19 protein-coding genes are annotated in these 19,299 nt (G+C 65.1%); 8 read left to right on the forward strand and 11 right to left on the reverse strand.

The window, feature by feature from the left end; genetic code table 11:
- The first annotated feature begins 53 nt into the window (after positions 1-53).
- From EP376_RS11080 to EP376_RS11090, 3 genes are read left to right on the forward strand one after another with little or no spacing between them, the layout of a single operon-like run.
- The gene (locus EP376_RS11080; RefSeq protein WP_127655587.1) at positions 54-1,835 is read left to right on the forward strand and encodes an IlvD/Edd family dehydratase; all 1,782 of its coding nucleotides are present in this window, start codon (positions 54-56) and stop codon (positions 1,833-1,835) included.
- A gap of 11 nt (positions 1,836-1,846) precedes the next feature.
- The gene (locus tag EP376_RS11085; RefSeq protein ID WP_127655588.1) at positions 1,847-2,584 is read left to right on the forward strand and encodes an SDR family oxidoreductase; all 738 of its coding nucleotides are present in this window, start codon (positions 1,847-1,849) and stop codon (positions 2,582-2,584) included.
- Positions 2,577-3,368, forward strand: coding sequence for a hydroxypyruvate isomerase family protein (locus tag EP376_RS11090; RefSeq protein ID WP_127655589.1), 792 nt, complete (start codon positions 2,577-2,579; stop codon positions 3,366-3,368). The genes EP376_RS11085 and EP376_RS11090 overlap by 8 nt, the downstream gene beginning before the upstream one ends.
- A gap of 6 nt (positions 3,369-3,374) precedes the next feature.
- On the opposite strand, the gene EP376_RS11095 is transcribed toward EP376_RS11090, so the two are convergent.
- From EP376_RS11095 to EP376_RS11105, 3 genes are all read right to left on the reverse strand, one after another.
- Positions 3,375-4,298, reverse strand: coding sequence for an NAD(P)-dependent oxidoreductase (locus EP376_RS11095; RefSeq protein WP_127655590.1), 924 nt, complete (start codon positions 4,296-4,298; stop codon positions 3,375-3,377).
- Positions 4,295-5,257, reverse strand: a complete 963-nt coding sequence (locus tag EP376_RS11100) for a 2-hydroxyacid dehydrogenase (RefSeq protein ID WP_240652452.1) — start codon at positions 5,255-5,257, stop codon at positions 4,295-4,297. Before EP376_RS11100 ends, EP376_RS11095 begins: the two co-directional genes overlap by 4 nt.
- 79 nt (positions 5,258-5,336) lie before the next feature.
- Positions 5,337-6,173 carry an SDR family NAD(P)-dependent oxidoreductase gene (locus EP376_RS11105; protein ID WP_127655591.1) on the reverse strand — a complete coding sequence of 279 codons (837 nt, stop codon included), beginning with the start codon at positions 6,171-6,173 and terminating at the stop codon, positions 5,337-5,339.
- Between the two features lie 137 nt (positions 6,174-6,310).
- Here EP376_RS11105 and paaG point away from each other — a divergent pair, with 137 nt between their 5' ends.
- Genes paaG through paaK form a run of 3 tightly spaced genes read left to right on the forward strand, consistent with a single transcriptional unit; the run spans position 6,311 to position 8,841 of the window.
- Positions 6,311-7,102: a 2-(1,2-epoxy-1,2-dihydrophenyl)acetyl-CoA isomerase PaaG gene (gene paaG, locus EP376_RS11110; RefSeq protein ID WP_127655592.1), complete on the forward strand. Its 792-nt coding sequence runs from the start codon at positions 6,311-6,313 to the stop codon at positions 7,100-7,102.
- The gene (paaI, locus tag EP376_RS11115) at positions 7,099-7,527 is read left to right on the forward strand and encodes a hydroxyphenylacetyl-CoA thioesterase PaaI (RefSeq protein ID WP_127655593.1); all 429 of its coding nucleotides are present in this window, start codon (positions 7,099-7,101) and stop codon (positions 7,525-7,527) included. The genes paaG and paaI overlap by 4 nt, the downstream gene beginning before the upstream one ends.
- Positions 7,528-7,530: 3 nt before the next feature.
- Positions 7,531-8,841 carry a phenylacetate--CoA ligase PaaK gene (gene paaK, locus EP376_RS11120; RefSeq protein ID WP_127655594.1) on the forward strand — a complete coding sequence of 437 codons (1,311 nt, stop codon included), beginning with the start codon at positions 7,531-7,533 and terminating at the stop codon, positions 8,839-8,841.
- A 96-nt stretch (positions 8,842-8,937) separates the two neighbouring features.
- On the opposite strand, the gene EP376_RS11125 is transcribed toward paaK, so the two are convergent.
- The 7 genes from EP376_RS11125 to paaA all read right to left on the reverse strand — a co-directional run bounded on the left by EP376_RS11125 (position 8,938) and on the right by paaA (position 15,968).
- Positions 8,938-10,140: a cytochrome P450 gene (locus EP376_RS11125; protein ID WP_127655595.1), complete on the reverse strand. Its 1,203-nt coding sequence runs from the start codon at positions 10,138-10,140 to the stop codon at positions 8,938-8,940.
- Positions 10,137-12,182, reverse strand: coding sequence for a phenylacetic acid degradation bifunctional protein PaaZ (gene paaZ, locus EP376_RS11130; RefSeq protein WP_127655596.1), 2,046 nt, complete (start codon positions 12,180-12,182; stop codon positions 10,137-10,139). Before paaZ ends, EP376_RS11125 begins: the two co-directional genes overlap by 4 nt.
- 12 nt (positions 12,183-12,194) lie before the next feature.
- Complete coding sequence (locus EP376_RS11135) at positions 12,195-13,265, reverse strand: 2Fe-2S iron-sulfur cluster-binding protein (protein WP_127655597.1); 1,071 nt, start codon at positions 13,263-13,265, stop codon at positions 12,195-12,197.
- 7 nt (positions 13,266-13,272) lie between these two features.
- A complete protein-coding gene (paaD, locus tag EP376_RS11140) occupies positions 13,273-13,764 on the reverse strand; it encodes a 1,2-phenylacetyl-CoA epoxidase subunit PaaD (RefSeq protein WP_127655598.1) in 492 nt (163 codons plus the stop codon).
- Complete coding sequence (paaC, locus tag EP376_RS11145) at positions 13,758-14,501, reverse strand: 1,2-phenylacetyl-CoA epoxidase subunit PaaC (protein ID WP_127655599.1); 744 nt, start codon at positions 14,499-14,501, stop codon at positions 13,758-13,760. The genes paaD and paaC overlap by 7 nt, the downstream gene beginning before the upstream one ends.
- Positions 14,501-14,785 (reverse strand): 1,2-phenylacetyl-CoA epoxidase subunit PaaB, encoded by a 285-nt coding sequence (paaB, locus tag EP376_RS11150; protein ID WP_127655600.1) that lies wholly within the window; start codon positions 14,783-14,785, stop codon positions 14,501-14,503. Before paaB ends, paaC begins: the two co-directional genes overlap by 1 nt.
- A 196-nt stretch (positions 14,786-14,981) precedes the next feature.
- Positions 14,982-15,968: a 1,2-phenylacetyl-CoA epoxidase subunit PaaA gene (gene paaA, locus EP376_RS11155; protein WP_127655601.1), complete on the reverse strand. Its 987-nt coding sequence runs from the start codon at positions 15,966-15,968 to the stop codon at positions 14,982-14,984.
- Positions 15,969-16,162: 194 nt separating this feature from the next.
- On the opposite strand from paaA, the gene araD reads away from it, so the two are divergent.
- Both araD and EP376_RS11165 read left to right on the forward strand, forming a co-directional pair.
- Positions 16,163-17,896, forward strand: a complete 1,734-nt coding sequence (araD, locus tag EP376_RS11160) for an L-arabinonate dehydratase (RefSeq protein ID WP_127655602.1) — start codon at positions 16,163-16,165, stop codon at positions 17,894-17,896.
- Positions 17,897-18,268: 372 nt separating this feature from the next.
- Positions 18,269-18,613, forward strand: coding sequence for an Hpt domain-containing protein (locus tag EP376_RS11165; RefSeq protein WP_164744914.1), 345 nt, complete (start codon positions 18,269-18,271; stop codon positions 18,611-18,613).
- Positions 18,614-18,740: 127 nt separating this feature from the next.
- Here the strand turns inward: EP376_RS11165 and EP376_RS11170 are convergent, their stop codons facing one another.
- Complete coding sequence (locus tag EP376_RS11170) at positions 18,741-19,118, reverse strand: response regulator (RefSeq protein ID WP_127655604.1); 378 nt, start codon at positions 19,116-19,118, stop codon at positions 18,741-18,743.
- Positions 19,119-19,299: the final 181 nt, after the last annotated feature.

The following is a 19,299-nucleotide window of genomic DNA, read 5'->3' on the forward strand; positions in this document are numbered from 1 at the left end:
CTGACCCGCGGGCGCCCGGTGTCACCCCGGCGCGCCGCATCAGGGAGGATCAGATGTCAGATACACGTGCGAACCGTCGGTTCCGCAGCCAGGAATGGTTCGACAATCCCAACAACCCCGGGATGACCGCAATTTACCTGGAGCGGTACCAGAACCAGGCCTTCACTTTGAACGAATTGCGCAGCGGCAAGCCCGTGATCGGCATCGCCAATTCGGGCTCGGACCTCGCACCCTGCAACAAGATCCATATCTTCTTGATGGACCGGATCAAGGCGGGCATCCGCGAGGCAGGCGGCATTCCCATGGAGTTTCCGGTTCATCCGATCCAGGAATCGGGGAAACGGCCCACTGCGGCTCTGGACCGCAACCTCGCCTATCTCGGGCTGGTCGAACTTCTTTACGGTTATCCGATTGACGGGGTGGTTCTGACCACCGGTTGCGACAAGACGACGCCCGCGATGCTGATGGGTGCCGCCACCGTCGACCTGCCCGCCATCGCGCTGAATGGTGGACCGATGAATGACGGCTGGTGGAAGGGAAAACGTGCAGGCTCTGGCACGATCATCTGGGAATCGCGCCGCCTTCTGGCCGAGGGCAAGATCGACTACGACGAATTCATCGCCCGTGTCTGTGCCTCTGCACCGTCGCTGGGCCATTGCAACACGATGGGCACGGCTTCGACCATGAACGCAATGGCCGAGGCGCTTGGCATGACGCTGACCGGCAATGCCGCGATCCCGGCCACGTTCCGCGAACGCATGGCCATGGCCTATGAAACGGGACGTCGGATCGTGGGCATGGTGATGGAGGATCTTAAACCCTCCGACATCCTGACGCGCGAGGCGTTCGAAAACGCGATCCGCGTCAACACCGCCATCGGCGGATCCACCAATGCGCCGCCCCATCTTCAGGCCATCGCCCGCCATGCGGGGGTGGAACTGGCGGTCGAGGATTGGCAGACTGTCGGCTTTGACGAGCCGCTCCTCGTCAACATGCAGCCTGCCGGCGAATTCCTGGGCGAAAGTTTCTTCCGGGCGGGGGGCGTTCCTGCCGTTATGGCCGAACTGCACGGCGCGGGCCGTATTCACGCCGATTGCATGACAGCCACGGGCCGCACGATGGGCGAGAACCTTGACGGTCTAGGTTCGCTTGATCGGGACGTGATCCGGCCCTATGACGATCCGCTCCGCGAAAAGGCGGGCTTCATCGTCATGTCCGGCAACCTCTTCGACAGTGCGTTGATGAAGACCTCCGTCATCTCGCCCGATTTCCAGGACCGCTACCTCTCCAACCCCGGGCAGGAAGGCATCTTCGAGGCCCGCGCCGTCGTTTTCGAAGGGCCCGAGGATTATCACGACCGGATCAACGATCCCGCGCTTGAAATCGACGATCAGACGATCCTGTTCATTCGCGGCGTGGGCTGCGTCGGCTATCCCGGTTCGGCCGAGGTGGTGAACATGCAGCCGCCGGATGCACTTATCAAACAGGGCATCAATCATCTGCCGACAGTGGGCGATGGCCGTCAATCCGGCACATCGGAAAGCCCCTCGATCCTCAACGCCTCGCCCGAGGCGGTTGTGGGCGGCGGGCTTGCCTTCCTGCGCACCGGCGACCGTGTCCGGCTCGACCTGAACGCCGCCACGATGAACGCACTTGTGCCGGACGAGGAATGGGAGGCCCGCAAGGCCGCCTGGACCCCGCCTGAGATCGTCAGCCACACCCCCTGGCAGGAAATCTACCGCAGACATGTGGGCCAGCTCGCACAAGGCGGTTGCCTCGAGCTTGCCACCGCCTATCAGCGCGTGGCCCGCACTCTGCCCCGCGACAACCACTGACCGGAGGCCCCATGTCTCAGACCATTCTCATCACCGGCGCGGCCCGCGGCATCGGCCGCGCCTGCGCCGAGACCTTTCTCGACGCGGGCTGGCGCGTGGGAATCATGGGCCGCACACCCGAAACGGTCGAGACCGTGGCGGCGACCCATGACGCGGCGTTGGCCCTGCCCTGCGACGTGACCGACGAGGCCGCCGTTGACGTCGCGTTCGACACCGCGATGTCCGAATGGGGACGGATCGATGTGCTGTTCAACAACGCCGGGATCTCCGCCCTCGGCGCGACGATCGACGAGATCGACGTCGAGACATGGCGCCGCTGCATCGACATCAACGTCACCGGCTCGTTCATCTGCGCGCGCGCCGCCTTTGCCCGGATGCGCGCGCAGGATCCACAAGGCGGGCGGATCATCAACAATGGCTCCGTCTCTGCGCAGGTGCCGCGCTGGGGCTCCGCGCCCTACACCTCATCGAAACATGCGATCACGGGCCTGACGCGGTCGATCTCGCTGGACGGGCGGCCCTACAACATCGCCTGCGGGCAGATCGATATCGGCAACGCGCTGACCGACATGGCCGCCAAGATGACAACGGGTATGCCGCAGGCCGATGGCTCCATCGCGGTGGAGCCGGTGATGGACGTGGCCCATGTCGCCAGTTCCGTGTTGCACATGGCCTCCCTTCCGCTTGAGGCCAACGTCCAGTTCATGACGGTCATGGCCAGCGCCATGGCCTATATCGGTCGTGGCTAGCACCGGCCGAACCGGCCCGCGCTTTTCCGCAAATCTGGGCTTTCTCTGGTCCGACCTGCCCCTGCCCGACGCGATCCGCGCCGCGGCGCGCGCCGGCTTTGACGCGGTCGAATTGCATTGGCCCTATGACGTGCCTTCGGGCGACGTGGCTTCCGCCCTGGCAGAGACCGGCCTGCCCTGCCTTGGCCTGAACACCAGCCGGGGCGGGCCGGGCGATTTCGGCCTTGCCGCGCTGCCCGGTCGCGAGGCCGAGGCCCGCGACGCGACCCGCGCGGCCCTGACCTATGCCGCCGATATCGGGGCCCGGCATGTCCATGTCATGGCCGGTCTGACCTCGGGGGAAAAGGCGCGTGCCACCTATCTGGATCATCTCAACTGGGCGAGCGGCGCGGCGCAGGAGGCCGGGCTGATCATCCTGATCGAGCCGATCAACCCCGGCGACGCGCCGGGCTATTTCCTCTCTGATCCAGACGAGGCCGCCCGGATCGTGACAGAGGTCGGCGCCCCGAACCTGCGGATCATGTTCGACTGCTACCACGCACAGCTGACCGGTGGTGATCTCAGCCGCCGCATCTCGAGCCTGCTGCCGCTGATCGGGCATGTGCAGTTCGCCTCGGTTCCCGATCGCGGCCCGCCCGATGAGGGCGAGGTGAACTATGCCCACATCTTCGCGCTGCTGGCGGATCTGGGCTGGACGATCCCGCTGGGCGCGGAATACCGGCCCCCCGGTCCGACGGGCGACAGCCTCGGCTGGCTTCGCCGCGCGCGCGAGGCCGGTCTCTGACGCCCCTCAGCCCTTGCCCTTCTCGACCTCGGCCGGAAGATCGAGGCCGTTCATCGCGGCCACCTGGTCGGCAAGGAACGGGACGTAATCGCCCCCCTTCCCCTGCGCCTGGGCCAGCGCAAAGGCATTGCGCACCGCCGATGACATCGGGTTGGCCATGCCCGCATCCATCGCCATCGCCGCGACATAGCCGATATCCTTGGAGGCGTTGTCGATGCTGAACTTGTGGGCGTCGCGGTCGCGGTCCACCATGCCCTTGGTAAACGTCTCGAAGAAGCCACACCCCATCCGGCTTCCGCCGATGATGCCGCGCACGGCCTGCGGGCTCAGCCCGACCTTGGCGGCCATCGTGAAGGCCTCGGCGTAAAGCGAGGCATAGCCGAGGCTGAGAAAGTTCATCACCAGCTTCATCTTGTGGCCCGATCCGACCGGGCCCAGATGCGTGATCGTTCCGGCCCAGCAATCGATGACCGGGCGCACCACTTCGAACGTCGCATCATCGGCGCCGACCATCGCGTCCAGCGTGCCGGCCTCGGCCTCCACCGGCGTCCGGCCCAGCGGCGCATCGACAAGGGTCATCCCCGCGGCCTCCAGATCGGCGGCCAGCGCCATGGTCGACACCGGGTTCGACGTGGTCGTATCCACCACGATCAGCCCCGTCTTGCCGGAGGCGAGGATCCCGTCTTCGCCACGGATCACCGCCTCGACCTGGGGGCTGTTCGACAGGCAGAGAAAGATGATGTCACAGGCCTCGGCCATGGCCTTCGGGCTTGCGGCCTCCGCCGCGCCCATGCCCAGAAGGCTGTCGACCGGCGCGCGGTTGCGGTTGCCCTTGACCTGCATCTCGTAGCCGGCCTTGCGGATGTTCCTGGCCATGCCGTGGCCCATGAAGCCAAGGCCAATGAAACCGATGGTCGGTTTGTCGCTCATGTCGCGTCTCCTGTGCGGGTCAGATCGTTGACCGGGGTCAGCACGGGCCGCCCGGCCAGAAAAGCCGTGATGTTGTCGCGTTGAAGTCGGGCCATCTCGGCCCGCGTGGCCTGCGTGGCCGAGCCGATATGCGGTTGAAGAACCACGTTGTCGAGCGCGGAAAACCGCGGATCGATCTTCGGCTCGTTCAGGAACACATCGAGCCCCGCGCCCGCAAGCCGCCCGTCTTCCAGCCGATCCAGCATCGCGCCCTCGTCGATCGTTGTCCCGCGCGAGATGTTGACGACGATGCCGTCGGGCCCCAGCGCGTCCAGCACCTCGGCCGAAACGATGCCTTTCGTCTCTTCACCGCCCACGACCGCGACGATCAGATAATCGACCGCGGACGCCAAGGCGACAGGATCCCCATGATAGGTCCAGCCCGGTGCCTCTTTCTCGCGGCGTGACCAGTAGTGAATATCCATGTCGAAGGCCGCGAGCCTGCGCGCGATGTCGAACCCGATCCGGCCCAGCCCGAGGATGCCCGCGCGCCCGCCCGAGATCTTGCGGGCCAGCGGGAATTCCCCCTTCTGCCCCCAGTCGCCCGAACGAGCATAGGCCTCGGCCTGCACCAGTCGCCGTCCCTGCATCAGAAGCATCGCGACGGCCAGGTCGGCCACGTCGTCGTTCAGCACATCGGGCGTATTGGTGACCTGGATGCCCGCTCCGGTCGCCGCGTCGATGTCGATCGCGTCGAACCCGACCCCGAAATTCGAAATCAGGCCAAGCCCCGGAAAGGCCGCCATCTGCGCCGCGCCGAACGGTGTGCCGGACTTGTAGGCGATGGCCCGGGCCCCGGCGCGATCCGGCTCGGGCAGGGCGATCGCCGTGGCCATGTCGGCCACGATCTTCGCGCCCATGGCCCCGAGCGCGTCATGCTCGGCCGAGGTGAAATTACCGATGGCCAGAATGTCAGTCACGTTGTCGTCCTTTCGCAGTCTTGTTGCGCCCGCTGTCACGGGCACCCTCCAATTTTGTTCTCGAACAAAATTGGCCCCCTCACCCGGATTTCAGAAACTCCGCAAAGGCATCCCCGTAGTCGGGATGCCAGCGCGACAGGGGCGGGCGGTTCTCGATGATATCGCCAACGGCCCAGGCCATGCGCTTTTCGTCCGTGGCCCGGTCGACATCGTTGTCGGGGCACAGGATGTAGAAATCTCCCCGCTCGAGCGAGGTCATCATGAAATCCGCCGTTTGCTCCGGGGTCCAGGCCCCCGACGGCTTTTCCGTCCGGTCATGCCGTGTCAGATCGGTGAAGACGAAACCGGGGATCAGCAGATGCACGCTCACATGCGGCGCGCTGTTGCGCATTTCGTGGGCCAGCGCCTCGGCAAAGGCCTTCACCCCCGCCTTTGCGGTGTTGTAGGCCGGATCGCCGGGCGGCGTCGTGATCCCCTGTTTCGATCCGGTGACGATGATCGTCGCGGGCCTGCCGCGTGCGACCATGCCGGGGCCGAACACCTGCGCCGTGTTGACGACGCCACCGAGGTTCACCGCCAGTATCTGCGCCCAGGTGCCCTTGTCGTCGAAGATGTCGCTTCCGGGCTGGATGCCGGCGTTGCACATAATCAGATCCGCCCCGCCGAAGGCCTCCGTCACCTCCGCCTCCAGCGCCGTCACGGCGGCCCGATCCGACACGTCGACCTTGCGGCACATCACCTCTGCGGCGCCCGCGGCGCGCAGGCCCTGTTCCGCGGCGCCAAACAATTCGTCGCGCCAGTCGACCACCACCACGTTCATCCCGGCCGCCGCGAAACGGGTGGCCGAGGCCAGCCCGATCCCCGATGCGCCGCCCGTGACAACGGCTGTCCGTCCCGGTCCCATGCTCTCGATCATCTCTGCTCTCCCTTGTCTCCCGGGCCCACTCTGCACCATGCTGACGGGCCATGCCAGAGACCGCGAACACGACGTTCCCAGCCGCTCGCGGATTGACCTCTCCCCGACCCCATGCTCCCATCCGGATCGGAGGAGCCATGACCGAACACCCCCTGATCACCGAGTTGTCCGACGGTGTGCTGACGCTGACGCTCAATCGCCCGGACAAGCTGAATTCCTTCAACGAGGCCATGCACATGGCCCTTCGCGCCGGGATCGAGCGCGCCCATGAGGAGAGTGCCGTCCGCGCTGTCCTGATCACCGGTGCCGGACGGGCCTTTTGTGCCGGCCAGGACCTGGGCGATCGCGATCCGCGCAAGATGGATGGCCCGCCCGATCTGGGCCACACGCTCGAGACGTTCTACAACCCCACGCTCCGCCTGATCCGATCGCTGGAAAAGCCTGTGATCGCCGCCGTCAACGGCGTGGCCGCCGGGGCGGGCGCGAATGTGGCGCTGGCCTGCGATATCGTTCTGGCCGCACGCTCCGCCCGGTTCATCCAGGCCTTTTCGAAGATCGGTCTCACCCCGGATGCCGGGGGCTCGTGGTCGCTCTCCCGGCTGGTGGGGGAGGCGCGGGCCAAGGGCCTCGCCCTGACGGCCGAGCCACTCCCGGCCGACCGCGCCGCCGACTGGGGCCTGATCTGGAAGGCGCTTGACGATGACGACCTGATGCCCGAGGCGCGGGCCTTTGCCGCGAAATTCGCGGCCGGCCCGACACGGGGCCTTGGCCTGACCAAGATGTCGATCCAGTCCGCCGCGACCCAAAGCTTTTCTGACCAGCTCGATATCGAGGCGGGCTTTCAGCGCGAGGCGGGCCGCACCGCGGATTACGCCGAAGGCGTTTCCGCCTTCCTCGACAAACGCAACCCGGAGTTCCGCGGCCAATGACACCCGAAGACACAGCCCGCGCCTGCGCCCAGGCCATGTGGGCCGACGACCGGGCCAGCCAGGCGCTGGGGATGGAGATGACGCACATCGCCCCCGGCACCGCCACCCTCACCATGACGGTGACAGAGCCCATGACCAATGGTCACGGCACCTGTCACGGCGGCTACCTTTTCACGCTGGCCGACAGCGCCTTTGCCTTTGCCTGCAACAGCCACGGCCCCCGGGTTGTGGCGCAGGGCGCCTCGATCAGCTTTCTTGCCCCCGGCCAGCTGGGAGACCGGCTCACCGCCACCGCGCGCGAGGTGCATCGCGCCGGCCGTTCGGGCCTCTATGACGTGACCGTCACCCGCGAGGACGGCACCGTGATCGCAGAGTTTCGCGGCCAGTCCCGCACCATTCGCGGCCACCATCTCGAGACGGAGTAGACCATGGAAAACCTCGCCCCCCGGCCCGGCGATCTGGAGCCCATCGAAACAGCCAGCCGCGACGAGATCGCAGACCTTCAGATGAACCGCATGGCATGGTCGCTCCGCCACGCCTATGACAACTCGCCCTTCTACCGGGCCCGGTTCGACGACGCCGGCGTCCACCCGGATGACCTGACGACGCTGTCCGATCTGGCGAAATTCCCCTTCACCACCAAGGCGGACCTCCGCGACAACTATCCCTTCGGCCTTTTCGCGGTGCCCCGCGACAAGATCGCGCGCATCCACGCGTCATCCGGCACGACGGGCAAGCCAACCGTCGTCGGCTACACCCGGGCCGATATCGACATGTGGGCCGACATGGTCGCCCGGTCGATCCGTGCCTCCGGAGGGCGCGCAGGCGATGTGATCCACGTGGCCTATGGCTATGGCCTGTTCACCGGCGGGCTTGGCGCGCATTACGGCGCCGAACGGCTGGGCGCGACCGTGGTGCCCGCGTCGGGCGGGATGACCGAACGGCAGGTCACCCTGATCGAGGATTTCGGCGCACGGGTGATCATGGTCACGCCGTCCTACATGCTCTCGATCCTCGACGAATACCGCCGTCAGGGCCGTGACCCGCGGCAGAGCCCTCTGGCCGTCGGCATCTTCGGGGCCGAGCCCTGGACGAACGCCATGCGCGCCGAGATCGAACAGGCCTTCGACATCCATGCCGTCGATATCTACGGGTTGTCCGAGGTGCTGGGGCCCGGCGTCGCCAATGAATGCGTCGAGACGAAGGATGGCCTCCATATCTGGGAGGATCATTTCTACCCCGAGATCATCGACCCGGATACGGGCGAGGTCCTGCCCGATGGCGAACTGGGGGAACTGGTCTTCACAACTCTCACCAAGGAAGGCCTGCCCATCATCCGCTACCGCACCCGCGACCTGACGCGCCTTCTGCCCGGGACGGCGCGGTCGATGCGGCGGATGGAAAAGATCACCGGGCGGTCGGACGACATGATCATCCTGCGCGGCGTCAACGTCTTTCCGACCCAGGTCGAGGAACAGCTGATGAAGGTCGAGGGGCTCGCGCCGCATTTCCAGATCCGCCTCACCCGGCCCGGCCGGATGGACGAGATGGAAATCATTGTCGAAGCGATGGAGCACGCCGCCGGCGACGACGCGCGTGCGGCCAGCGCGAGGACCCTCTCGCATCACATCAAGTCCGTGATCGGCATCTCCGCCCGGATCGAAGTGGGCCTGCCCGGCACCGCGCCGCGCTCCGAAGGCAAGGCCCGCCGCGTCGTCGACGACCGCCCGCGGGACTGACCAGCGCCTCGACCAGGGCGCTTTCGCTTCACAGAGGCCGACCCCAAATTTCCAGAAATTTGGGTGCCGCCAAAATTCGCGAATTTTGGCCGCGCGTCAGGATAGCCGCACCGGCAGCCGGCTCCAGCCGCGGAACCGGGCAAGGGGGAGGCGGTCCCCCGGCCCGTTCGGGGCAAGGGCCGGAAAGCGGGTGACGAGGCCGCCTATGGCGATGCGGCCCTCGATCCGGCTGAGCGTGGCGCCCAGGCAGACATGGATGCCGGTCACGAAGGCCAGGTGCCGGTTCGGGCTGCGGCCCAGATTCACCTCGTGCGGCGCGTCGAAGACGCGGGGGTCGCGGTTCGCGCCCGCGACCGAGAGGTGAACATAGGCGCCCTTCGGGAGGGTGCCCGAGGGCAGTTCCACATTCTCTCCCGCGGTCCGGTTCCCGATCTGGAGCGGGCTTTCCAGCCGGAGGAATTCCTCGACGGCCGTGTCGATCAGCCCGGGATCCTCTCGCAGCGCCCGGTGCGCGCCGGGCGCCTCAAGCAGCGTGCCCACCGCGTTGGCCACGAGGCTCGTCGTCGTCTCGTGGCCTGCGTTCAGAAGGAAGATGCAGTTCTGGATCAGCTCCTTCTCGGTCAGACGCCGCCCGTCATGTTCGCCGAAGATCAGCGCCTCGAGCACTTCGCCCTCGCCTCCCTGCCCCGGATTGCGCCGCCTGTGGGCGATGATCTCCGACAGAAGCGCCGAGAATTCCTCGACTGCCCGGTTCCCCGCCTCCAGCCGCTCGGCCGAGACAACGGGATCGAGCGCGCCGAGGATCGAGAGCGAATAGCCGCGCAGCCGGAGCCGCATCGCCTCCGGCACGCCCAGCATGACCGAGATGATCTCGGTCGGCAGCACCTTGGCGAAATCCTCCACGATATCCGCCTCGCCCATCTCCTCCAGCCGGTCCAGAAGCCGGGCGACGATCCGCGCGATCAGCGGCTCGAACTCGGCCAGTTTGCGCGGTGTGAAGGCCTCCGCCAGCAGCTTGCGCACCGTGGTGTGATAGGGCGGGTCGTTGAAGACGAGGCTGGTCGTGTGATGCTCCTTCAGGGGGCATTCGCCGAACTTCGCGGTGAAGGCCTCGGTCTTGTCCGACAGCATCGCGCGGGATTGATAGACCGCCCGGCAATCCTCGTATCGGGTGAGCAGGATCGATCCGTCGGGATTGCGATGGAGCGGCCGCTCCTTGCGGAGCGCATCGAGCACGGGGTGGGGGTCGGCGATGAACTCCGGCCCGATCGCGTTCAGATCGAACGCCGCGAGGCTCACCCCTGCCCCTTCGCGACCATGGTCAGCACGTCATAGGTGGCGGCCACCTCGCCCTCCTGCGTGGTGACCTGCGCGTCCCAGCGCACCTCGCCATGATCGGCCGTCGCGCGCGGGTTGATCTCTTTCACCGTGAGCCGGACCTTGATCCTGTCGCCCGGGTAGACCGGCGTCAGGAAACGCAGGTTGTCGATCCCGTAATTGGCGAGAACCGGGCCCGGATCGGGATCGACGAAGAGCCCCGCGGCAAAGCTGATGATCCCGTATCCATGCGCCACGCGACCGTCAAAGAACGGGTTCGCCGCGGCCTGTTCCTCGTTCATATGGGCATAGAAGGTGTCGCCCGTCAGCGCGGCGAAGGCCTCGATATCGGCGATCGTGATCTCGCGTTCGCCCGTCTCGATCCGGTCGCCGATCCGCAGCTGCTCGAGCGTCTTGCGGAAGGGTCTCGCCTCGGGATCCGCGCTCGCCCCCTCGATCCAGCGGCCCACCACCGGGGCGAGCATCCGCGGCGCCCCCTGCACCGCCGTGCGCTGCATGTAATGCTTCACGCCCCGGATCCCGCCCAGCTCCTCGCCGCCACCGGCGCGGCCCGGTCCGCCGTGCACCAGCCCCGGCATGGGCGATCCATGCCCGGTGGAGGATTTGGCGCTGTCACGGTTGCCGATCAGGATGCGCCCGTGATGGGGCGCCATGCCGATCACCACCTCCCGCGCGAAATCGGCATCATCGGTAAAGACCGAGGCGGCCAGCGATCCCTTGCCCATCGCGGCCAGCGCGACCGCCTCCTCTGCCCCGTCATAGGCCATGATCGTGGCGACCGGGCCGAAGGCTTCGACGTCATGCACCGCCGAGGCGCCCATCGCATCGGCACAATGCAGCAGGACCGGGTTCAGAAACGCCCCCGCTTCGGCATCGCCCGAACTCAGGCGCACATCGTCCGGATCGCCCGACACGATGTCCGCGTCGGCGGCCAGATCGGCGATCCGGGCGCGCACCTCGTCGCGTTGGGCAAGGCTTGCCAATGCGCCCATGCGCGTGGCCTCGTCCGAGGGCAGGCCCACGGCGGTCCTGGCCAGCCGTGCCGACAGCGCCTCGATCACCGCGTCTTCGCGGCCCCTGGGAACGAAGGCGCGCCGGATCGCGGTGCATTTCTGCCCCGCCTTTACGGTCATCTCGCGATGGACCTCCTTGATGAACAGGTCGAACTCCGGGCTTCCGGGGTCGGCATCGGGGCCAAGGATCGCGCTATTCAGGCTGTCGGCCTCCATCGAGAATCGGGTCGATTCCGCCACGATCCGGGGATGAGCCTTCAGCATCCGACCCGTGGTGGCCGATCCGGTGAACGTCACCACATCCTGCCCCGTCACGTGATCCAGCATATCGCCGACCCCGCCGCAGACGATTTGCAACGCCCCTTCGGGCAGGATGCCGCTGTCGATCATAACGCGGGCGACCATCTCGGTCAGGTAGGCGGTCTGGCTCGCCGGTTTCACGATCGCGGGCATGCCGGCCAACAGGTTCGGCGCCAGCTTTTCCAGCATCCCCCAGACCGGAAAGTTGAACGCGTTGATATGCAGCGCGACACCCGTCAGCGGTGTCATCACATGCTGCGCGGAAAAGCTGTTGTCCTTCGACAGCCCCTCGGGCGGTCCGTCCAGCAGCAGGGTCGCGTTCGGCAATTCCCGCCGCCCCTTCGAGGCATAGACGAACAGCGTCCCGATGCCGCCGTCGATATCGACCATGGAATCGATCTTCGTGGCCCCGGTGCGGAAGCTTTCGGCGTAGAACGCCTCCTTGTGCTTGCCCAGTTCCAGCGCCAGCGCCTTGAGCATCAGCGCCCGCTCATGAAACGTCATCGCGCGCAGCGCCGCACCTCCGGCCCGCCGCCCGTAATCCAGCGCACCTGCCAGATCGAGCCCGCCCGAGCCCACATGCGCCACGACCTCCCCCGTCGCGGCATCGCGCAGCGCCGTGCCTTCGCCCTGCCCCGCCTGCCAATGGCCGGCAAGATAGCTCTGCAATCGGCGCGGTTGCTCGGTCATGGGTCGGTTCCTTCAGATGTCATAGGTGACGGCGATCTTGTCCGTCAGGGGCAGGCACTGGCAGGTCAGGACATAGCCGTCCCTGACCTCGTGATCCTCAAGCGCGTTGTTGTTCATCATCTCGGCCTCGCCCTCGGTGATCCGGGCGCGGCAGGTGGAACAGACACCAGCCTTGCAGGAGAACGGTGCATCGATGTCATGGGCCCGCGCCGCATCCAGAAGCGGCACGCCGCGCGCCATTCGGAAGGTCTGGGTCCGCCCGTCCAGCGTGACGGAGGCTTCGATTTCCGCCGTGTCAGAGCCTGTTCTGGCCAACATGGCCTGCGCCAGCCGCCCCGGCTGATCCGATTTGAACAGCTCGAGCCGGATCCGGCTTTCCTCCATCCTGCGCGCGCGCAGCGCGTCCCGGATAGTGATCATCATCGGTTCGGGTCCGCAGATATAGACGCGGTCGATCCCTTCCGCGTCGATCCATCCCGAGAACAGGCCATCGAGCTTTTCCGCGTCGATCCGGCCGGTGAAGAGGTCGATCTCCTGCGCTTCGGTCTCGAGGATATGCAGGATCGACAGGCGGCCCAGATAGCTGTTCTTGAGGTCTTCCAGTTCCTCGCGGAACATGATCGTGCTGACGGCCCGGTTTGCATAGACCAGCGTGCACCGGCTGTCGGGATCACGGGCCAGCGTCGTGCGGATGATCGACAGGATCGGCGTGATCCCGGATCCGCCGGCAAAGGCCAGGTAATGGGCACCCGAATCAGGCTCTGTTTCACCATAGAACCGCCCCTGAGGCGGCATCGCCTCCATCACGTCCCCGGGTTTGACATTGTCGTTGGCCCAGTTCGAAAAGGCCCCACCCTCGACCCGCTTGATACCCACCCGCAGCGTCCCGTCATCAAGGCCGGAACAGATCGAATAGCAGCGGCGCAGCTCCTGACCGTCGAAATCGCGGCGGAAGGTCAGGTATTGGCCCTGAATAAAATCGAACGCGGGGCGATCGTCATCCCCGGGCGCCAGCGTCACGACAATGGCATCGCGGGTTTCGCGGCGGACATCGGTGACGGTCAGGGGGTGAAAACGGCTCATCCGGGCCTCAATGGCATTTGAAATAGTCGAACGGCTCGGCGCAGCTTTTGCAGCGCCACGCGGCCTTGCAGGGTGTGGAGCCAAAGCGGCTGACCTCTTCGGTCTCGGTCGATCCGCAGCGGGGGCAGGCAACGGTAAAATTGCCGCCGACCATCCGCGCAACGCGGCGGCCTGTGGGCGCTGTTCCGTCGACCGGCGGCGCGATCCCGTAGGCGCGCAGCTTGTCGCGGCCCTCCGCGGTGATCCAGTCGGTCGTCCATGGCGGCGCGATGCGGGTCTCGATCCTGGGCGTGATCCCCTGCCGGCGCAGCGCGGCGTCGATCTCGAATGTGATCACACTCGTCGCGGGGCAGCCGGAATAGGTCGGCGTCACGGTCACCGTGACCTCCTCGCCCACCGAAACCTCTCGAACGATCCCCAGATCGACGACCGAGATCACCGGGATCTCCGGGTCTGGCACCTCGGCCAGCCAGCCCCAGACCTGCGCCTCGGTCACCATGTCGCCCCGGGATAGGCGCGCTGAAGAAACTGCATCTCGGCCAGCAGGTGCCCGAGGTGTTCGGTATGCCGCCCCTGTTTGCCACCCAGCTGGGCGAAGTCTGACTCAGGCCGGATCAGGGTCGATTCCGCGAGGACCTCGTCCATCGTCGCGTCCCACTCCGCCCGAAGGCTCTCGGGCGCGGGCGCGATCCCTGCCCCGGCCAGTTCCGCATCCGTCGCGTCGCCGGTGAACATCTCGCCCACCCAGGGCCACAGCGCATCGAGCGCGGCCTGCATCCGGGCGTGGCTTTCCCCGGTGCCGTCGCCCAGCCGGATCACAAGGTCCGAGGATCGTTCGAAATGATAGGCCACCTCGCGTTCGGCCTTGGCCGCGATCTCGGCCACGCGCGGCTCGGACGATCCGATCAGACGGCGCAGCATCGCCAGATGCCAGCCATCGAACAGGCATTGCCGCATCAGCGTATGGCCGAAATCGCCGTTCGGCCGCTCGCAGATCAGAAGGTTCCGGAACGCACCTGCATCGCGCAGAAAGGCCAGCTGATCGGCACTCCGTCCGAGGGTCTCACCCGCGAGGCCCAGCCACATCTGCGCCTGCCCGATCAGGTCGAGCGCGATATTGGCCAGCGCGATATCCTCTTCGAGGATCGGCGCATGTCCACACCATTCCGAGACGCGATGACCGAGGATCAGGGTCGAATCCCCCATCCTCAGCGCCAGATCGGCCGCATCCGCCATCACATGTGCCCCACGTCGTCGGGGATCTCATAGAACGTCGGGTGGCGGTAAATCTTGGATTGGGACGGCTCGAACATCGGGCCCTTTTCGCCGGGCACGCTTGCCGTGATATCGGCCGATTTCACGACCCAGATCGACACGCCCTCGTTCCGCCGCGAATAGACGTCGCGGGCATTCTTCACGGCCATTTCGGCATCCGGCGCATGAAGGCTGCCCACGTGACGGTGGCTCAGCCCGTTCTGGCCTCGGATGAAGATTTCCCACAGGGGCCATTCGTTGCTCATGTCCCGTCTCCCGAAATGGCGCGGGACATCAACCATCCCGCGAAAACCGGCGCGGATGCGCCATGCCCGACCTTCCCCCCGGGAGGGCATTCGTTGATCGAGCGCAGCAAGAGCGGCGATGGGGCTTTGAAGTGCAACTGCCCCAGAAGTGTCGGGGTCCTCCCGAGGTCGGGCATGGCACCTCCCCGCCGGCCCATCATTCCGCCGCGACCCGGCGCGCGTGCTTCTCCGCATGGGCCATCAGCCCCTCGCGGACCCAGGCGCCGTCGTCCCAGGCCTTCTGCCGCGCACCGATCCGTTCCGCGTTGCAGGGGCCGTTGCCGCGCAACACCTGGTAGAACTCGTCCCAGTCGGGTTCGGAAAAGTCATAGCCGCCCTTTTCCTCGTTCCAGCGCAATTCCGGATCCGGGACGGTCAGGCCCAGGTATTCCGCCTGAGGCACGGTCTGATCGACGAACTTCTGGCGCAACTCGTCATTGGAATTCATCTTGATCTTCCACGCCATGCTTTGCGCGGAATGGACGCTGTCCTTGTCGGAGGGGCCGAACATCATCAGCGACGGATACCAGAACCGGTTCAGCGCATCCTGCGCCATCTCGCGCTGTTCCGGCGTGCCGTTCACCATCTTCATCATGATGGAATAGCCCTGCCGCTGGTGAAAGCTTTCTTCCTTGCAGATCCGCACCATGGCCCGGGCATAGGGCCCGTAGGATGTCCGCTGAAGCGGCACCTGGTTCATGATCGCGGCCCCGTCGACAAGCCAGCCCACGGCGCCGATATCGGCCCATGTCAGTGTCGGGTAATTGAAGATCGAGGAATATTTCATCCGACCGGCCAGCAGGTCTTCTGTCAGCTCGTCCCGGCTCACGCCCAGCGTTTCGGCCGCGCAATAGAGGTAAAGCCCGTGGCCCGCCTCGTCCTGCACCTTGGCGATAAGGATTTGCTTGCGTTCCAGCGTGGGCGCGCGCGTGATCCAGTTGCCCTCGGGCAGCTGACCCACGATTTCCGAATGGGCGTGCTGGCCGATCTGGCGGATCAGCGTCTTGCGATAGCCCTCGGGCATCCAGTCCTGCGGTTCGATCTTGTCGCCCGCGTCGACACGGTCCTGAAACGCAGCCTCCTGCGGCGACATGTCTTCACGAGACATCAGCGTCCCGGTGGATTTCACCATCTGGGCATACATCGGCCAGTCCTCCCTCTCATGGCAAAGACTAGCAGAGGTAGTGTCACAGGCAAAGTGATTTTCTGTCGTTTCGTGTGATGCTTTTGGCGGCGTGTCCGCCCGATCCTCTGGCCCCGGCTGCGGTTCTTGAGCTTGTCGAGCCGGCATCCCACTCGCTATGCAGGGGCATGGAGTGACAGGAGCACGCGAGCCCGATGAGCCGGAAGACACCTGACAAGCTGCGCAGCGGGCGCTGGTTCGCCACGGACGATCTGCGGGGGTTCGGGCATCGGTCCCGGATGATGCAGCTGGGCTATGCCGAGGAAGATTTCATTGGCAAGCCGGTGATCGGCATCCTCAACACCTGGTCCGAGATCAACTCCTGCCATGGCCATTTCCCCGAACGCGCCGCCGAGGCAAAGCGCGGGGTGTTTCAGGCGGGTGGCTTCGCGCTCGAGATCCCGGTGATGTCGCTCGATGAGCAATTCCTGAAGCCCACCTCGATGCTCTATCGCAACATGCTCGCCATGGAGACGGAAGAGACGATCCGCGCCCACCCCCTCGATGGGGTCGTCCTGATGGGTGGCTGCGACAAGACAACGCCGGGCCTGATCATGGGCGCACTCAGCGCGGGCGTGCCGTTCATCTACCTGCCTGCCGGGCCGATGCTGCGCGGCAATTACGCCGGAAAGACGCTGGGATCGGGATCGGACACATGGAAATACTGGGATGAACGCCGCGCCGGCAATGTGACCGATGCGGAATGGCGCGGGATACAGGGCGGCATCGCGCGCAGTCACGGCACCTGCATGACCATGGGCACGGCGGCCACGATGATGTCGATCGCCGACGCGCTGGGGGTGACGCTGCCCGGTGCCTCGTCCATTCCTGCCGTCGATGCCAACCATTCGCGCATGGCAAGCGCCTGCGGGCGCCGCATCGTCGACATGGTCTGGGAGGATCTGACGCCCGACCGGATCGTGACCCCGGCCGCCGTGCGCAATGCGGCCGTCGTCGCCATGGCCACGGGCTGTTCCACGAACGCCGTGATCCACCTGATCGCAATTGCCCGGCGCGCCGGTCTCGACCTTTGTCTTGACGATCTGGATGCACTGGGGCGCACGACACCGCTTGTCGCCAATATCCGGCCGTCGGGGGCGGATTACCTGATGGAGGATTTCTTCTATGCCGGCGGTTTGCTGGCGTTGATGAAACAGATCGAAGCCATGCTCGAGACCGACGCCCTGACCGTCGCGGGCACCACCGTGGCCGAGAACATCCGCGATGCGATCGTGCACAACGACGACGTGATCCGCCCGCTTTCGAACCCGGTCTATCCCGAAGGCTCGCTTGCCGTGCTGCGCGGCAACCTTTGCCCCGACGGCGCGGTGATCAAGCCCGCGGCCTGCGATCCGAAATACTATGACCACGAAGGCCCGGCGCTGGTGTTCGACAGCTATCCCGAGATGAAGGCCGCGATCGATGACGAGGATCTCGACGTGACGCCCGATACCGTGCTTGTCCTGCGCAATGCCGGGCCACAGGGCGGGCCGGGAATGCCGGAATGGGGGATGCTGCCGATCCCCAAGGCGCTGATCCGTCGGGGCCACCGCGACATGCTGCGCATCTCGGACGCGCGGATGTCGGGCACCTCCTACGGCGCCTGCGTTCTGCATGTGGCACCCGAGAGCTTTGTCGGCGGGCCGCTGGCGCTCTTGCGGACGGGCGACATCATCCGGCTCGATCTCGCGAACCGGCGTCTCGATATGCTTGTCTCCGACGCCGAGCTTGCCGCCCGCCGCGCCGAGTGGAGCCCGCCCGAGCCCCGGTTCCAGCGCGGTTGGGGCTGGATGTTCTCGCGCCACGTGGGCCAAGCCGATACCGGCTGCGATTTCGACTACCTGACCACCGCGCACGGAAGCGGCCCGGGCGAGCCTGACATCTTCTGAACCGGCGAGACAGATCACCACGACGGGCCCGCTTGCCCTGGGAGTCAAGTTTGGCCACTTGATCGGATGTTCCTGACAGGCGCCCTCCATCGCCCGATCGACTTTGCCACCGACCGTACGATCAGCATGCCGCCACCCCCCGACGGGCGACTGATGGCAAACCCGGGCGTTCGTCAGCCCGGCAGTCCACCCCGACAATTCTCGCCGACCCGCCCCTGCGCTGCTGCAGGGCACCAGCATGGATTTCATCGCTGTCCGGCGCTTCAACCGGTGGCCGTCAAATCATCCCTTCCATCGTTCACATGACCGTGTCGTCACCGGTATTGACAAGCATGAGGCTCGGGTTAATTCCCGCGGATGACTGAACAACCATTGATCGATCTCGAGAAACTCGTGCAGTTCGGGCCGCTTCTACAGAGCGGCCTTATTGATCATTTCAAAGCAGACTTGAGTGACGAAATCTCTGCAATTCGTGCTGCTTTGGCATCTTCGCAGTTTGAAGCGGTCTCCTCGATTGCACACCGGGCGGTTGGCCTATGCCAAGTAGTGGGCGCGGATTCCCTCATTACGAGAATGCGATTGATCGAACACGCGTCGTTGGAGTCAAATATCGAGGAAATCCGTTTACATACCCGTGAACTTGACGATTTGCTGGAACGGACGGTCAGCGCAATGAAGACTTGCACGGGTGAGAGCAGGACTTCGGGTCAGGAGTAGAATGACCCTATCGGCAAGAGTAATCACACGACCTGCTCCGCTGTCCGGATGGAACGCCGTTTTCAATTCATGTCTTGAGTATCTGCGGCCGACCTGAATTCTTGCCGACCTGTCTTCTTCGAATGGCTCAGGTCTGAGCGTTGAAATCGATAGGGCCTGCGCCAAGGATCGCTTTGACTTCTTGAGAAAACTTCACTTTTCCAATTATCTGTACATCGTCAAGTTCCGGAGGAATACCGAGCATGTCCAAAGACTGCTTGGAATACGATGTCAGGAAGGCGAATTCTACGCCTTGCAACAGCAGCCATTCAGCAAACGAGAAACTTGTATGATCCCCAAGATTTACGTCCAAAAAGGCCAAATCGGGTAGCTCAAGTTGTGCCCTCGCCTTCGCCGCCGAGGCCGATTTGAACATCTCCACAGATCGATCATCGTATTTCGCAATCTCCAGTCGCATCAATTCGGCAATAAGCGACTGGTCTTCCAGGATCATAATATACCCCAAGCCGCACTCCCGTATACGAACCGAGGATCAATGGTCCTAGCTTCGACTAAAATTGCTGCGAATAGTATCACAAGTTTTACCTTTAGTAAAGTTCATCAAACTTTAGTGAAGAACGCACTTCGCCCCACGATCCCGCAGTCCAGCCGGTGTCATGAGATGATTTAACCAGTTTCATCAGGGT

It is taken from the genome of Alexandriicola marinus, from assembly GCF_004000435.1.
Taxonomy (GTDB): Bacteria; Pseudomonadota; Alphaproteobacteria; order Rhodobacterales; family Rhodobacteraceae; genus Alexandriicola; species Alexandriicola marinus.

Excerpts from the sequence above, each read along its gene's own strand:
- EP376_RS11080 (WP_127655587.1), top strand. The coding sequence starts at position 54 with ATGTCAGATACACGTGCGAACCGTCGGTTCCGCAGCCAGGAATGGTTC.
- EP376_RS11085 (WP_127655588.1), top strand. The coding sequence starts at position 1,847 with ATGTCTCAGACCATTCTCATCACCGGCGCGGCCCGCGGCATCGGCCGC.
- EP376_RS11095 (WP_127655590.1), bottom strand. The coding sequence starts at position 4,298 with ATGAGCGACAAACCGACCATCGGTTTCATTGGCCTTGGCTTCATGGGC.
- EP376_RS11105 (WP_127655591.1), bottom strand. The coding sequence starts at position 6,173 with ATGATCGAGAGCATGGGACCGGGACGGACAGCCGTTGTCACGGGCGGC.
- paaG (WP_127655592.1), top strand. The coding sequence starts at position 6,311 with ATGACCGAACACCCCCTGATCACCGAGTTGTCCGACGGTGTGCTGACG.
- paaI (WP_127655593.1), top strand. The coding sequence starts at position 7,099 with ATGACACCCGAAGACACAGCCCGCGCCTGCGCCCAGGCCATGTGGGCC.
- paaK (WP_127655594.1), top strand. The coding sequence starts at position 7,531 with ATGGAAAACCTCGCCCCCCGGCCCGGCGATCTGGAGCCCATCGAAACA.
- paaZ (WP_127655596.1), bottom strand. The coding sequence starts at position 12,182 with ATGACCGAGCAACCGCGCCGATTGCAGAGCTATCTTGCCGGCCATTGG.
- EP376_RS11135 (WP_127655597.1), bottom strand. The coding sequence starts at position 13,265 with ATGAGCCGTTTTCACCCCCTGACCGTCACCGATGTCCGCCGCGAAACC.
- paaD (WP_127655598.1), bottom strand. The coding sequence starts at position 13,764 with ATGGTGACCGAGGCGCAGGTCTGGGGCTGGCTGGCCGAGGTGCCAGAC.
- paaC (WP_127655599.1), bottom strand. The coding sequence starts at position 14,501 with ATGGCGGATGCGGCCGATCTGGCGCTGAGGATGGGGGATTCGACCCTG.
- paaB (WP_127655600.1), bottom strand. The coding sequence starts at position 14,785 with ATGAGCAACGAATGGCCCCTGTGGGAAATCTTCATCCGAGGCCAGAAC.
- paaA (WP_127655601.1), bottom strand. The coding sequence starts at position 15,968 with ATGTATGCCCAGATGGTGAAATCCACCGGGACGCTGATGTCTCGTGAA.
- araD (WP_127655602.1), top strand. The coding sequence starts at position 16,163 with ATGAGCCGGAAGACACCTGACAAGCTGCGCAGCGGGCGCTGGTTCGCC.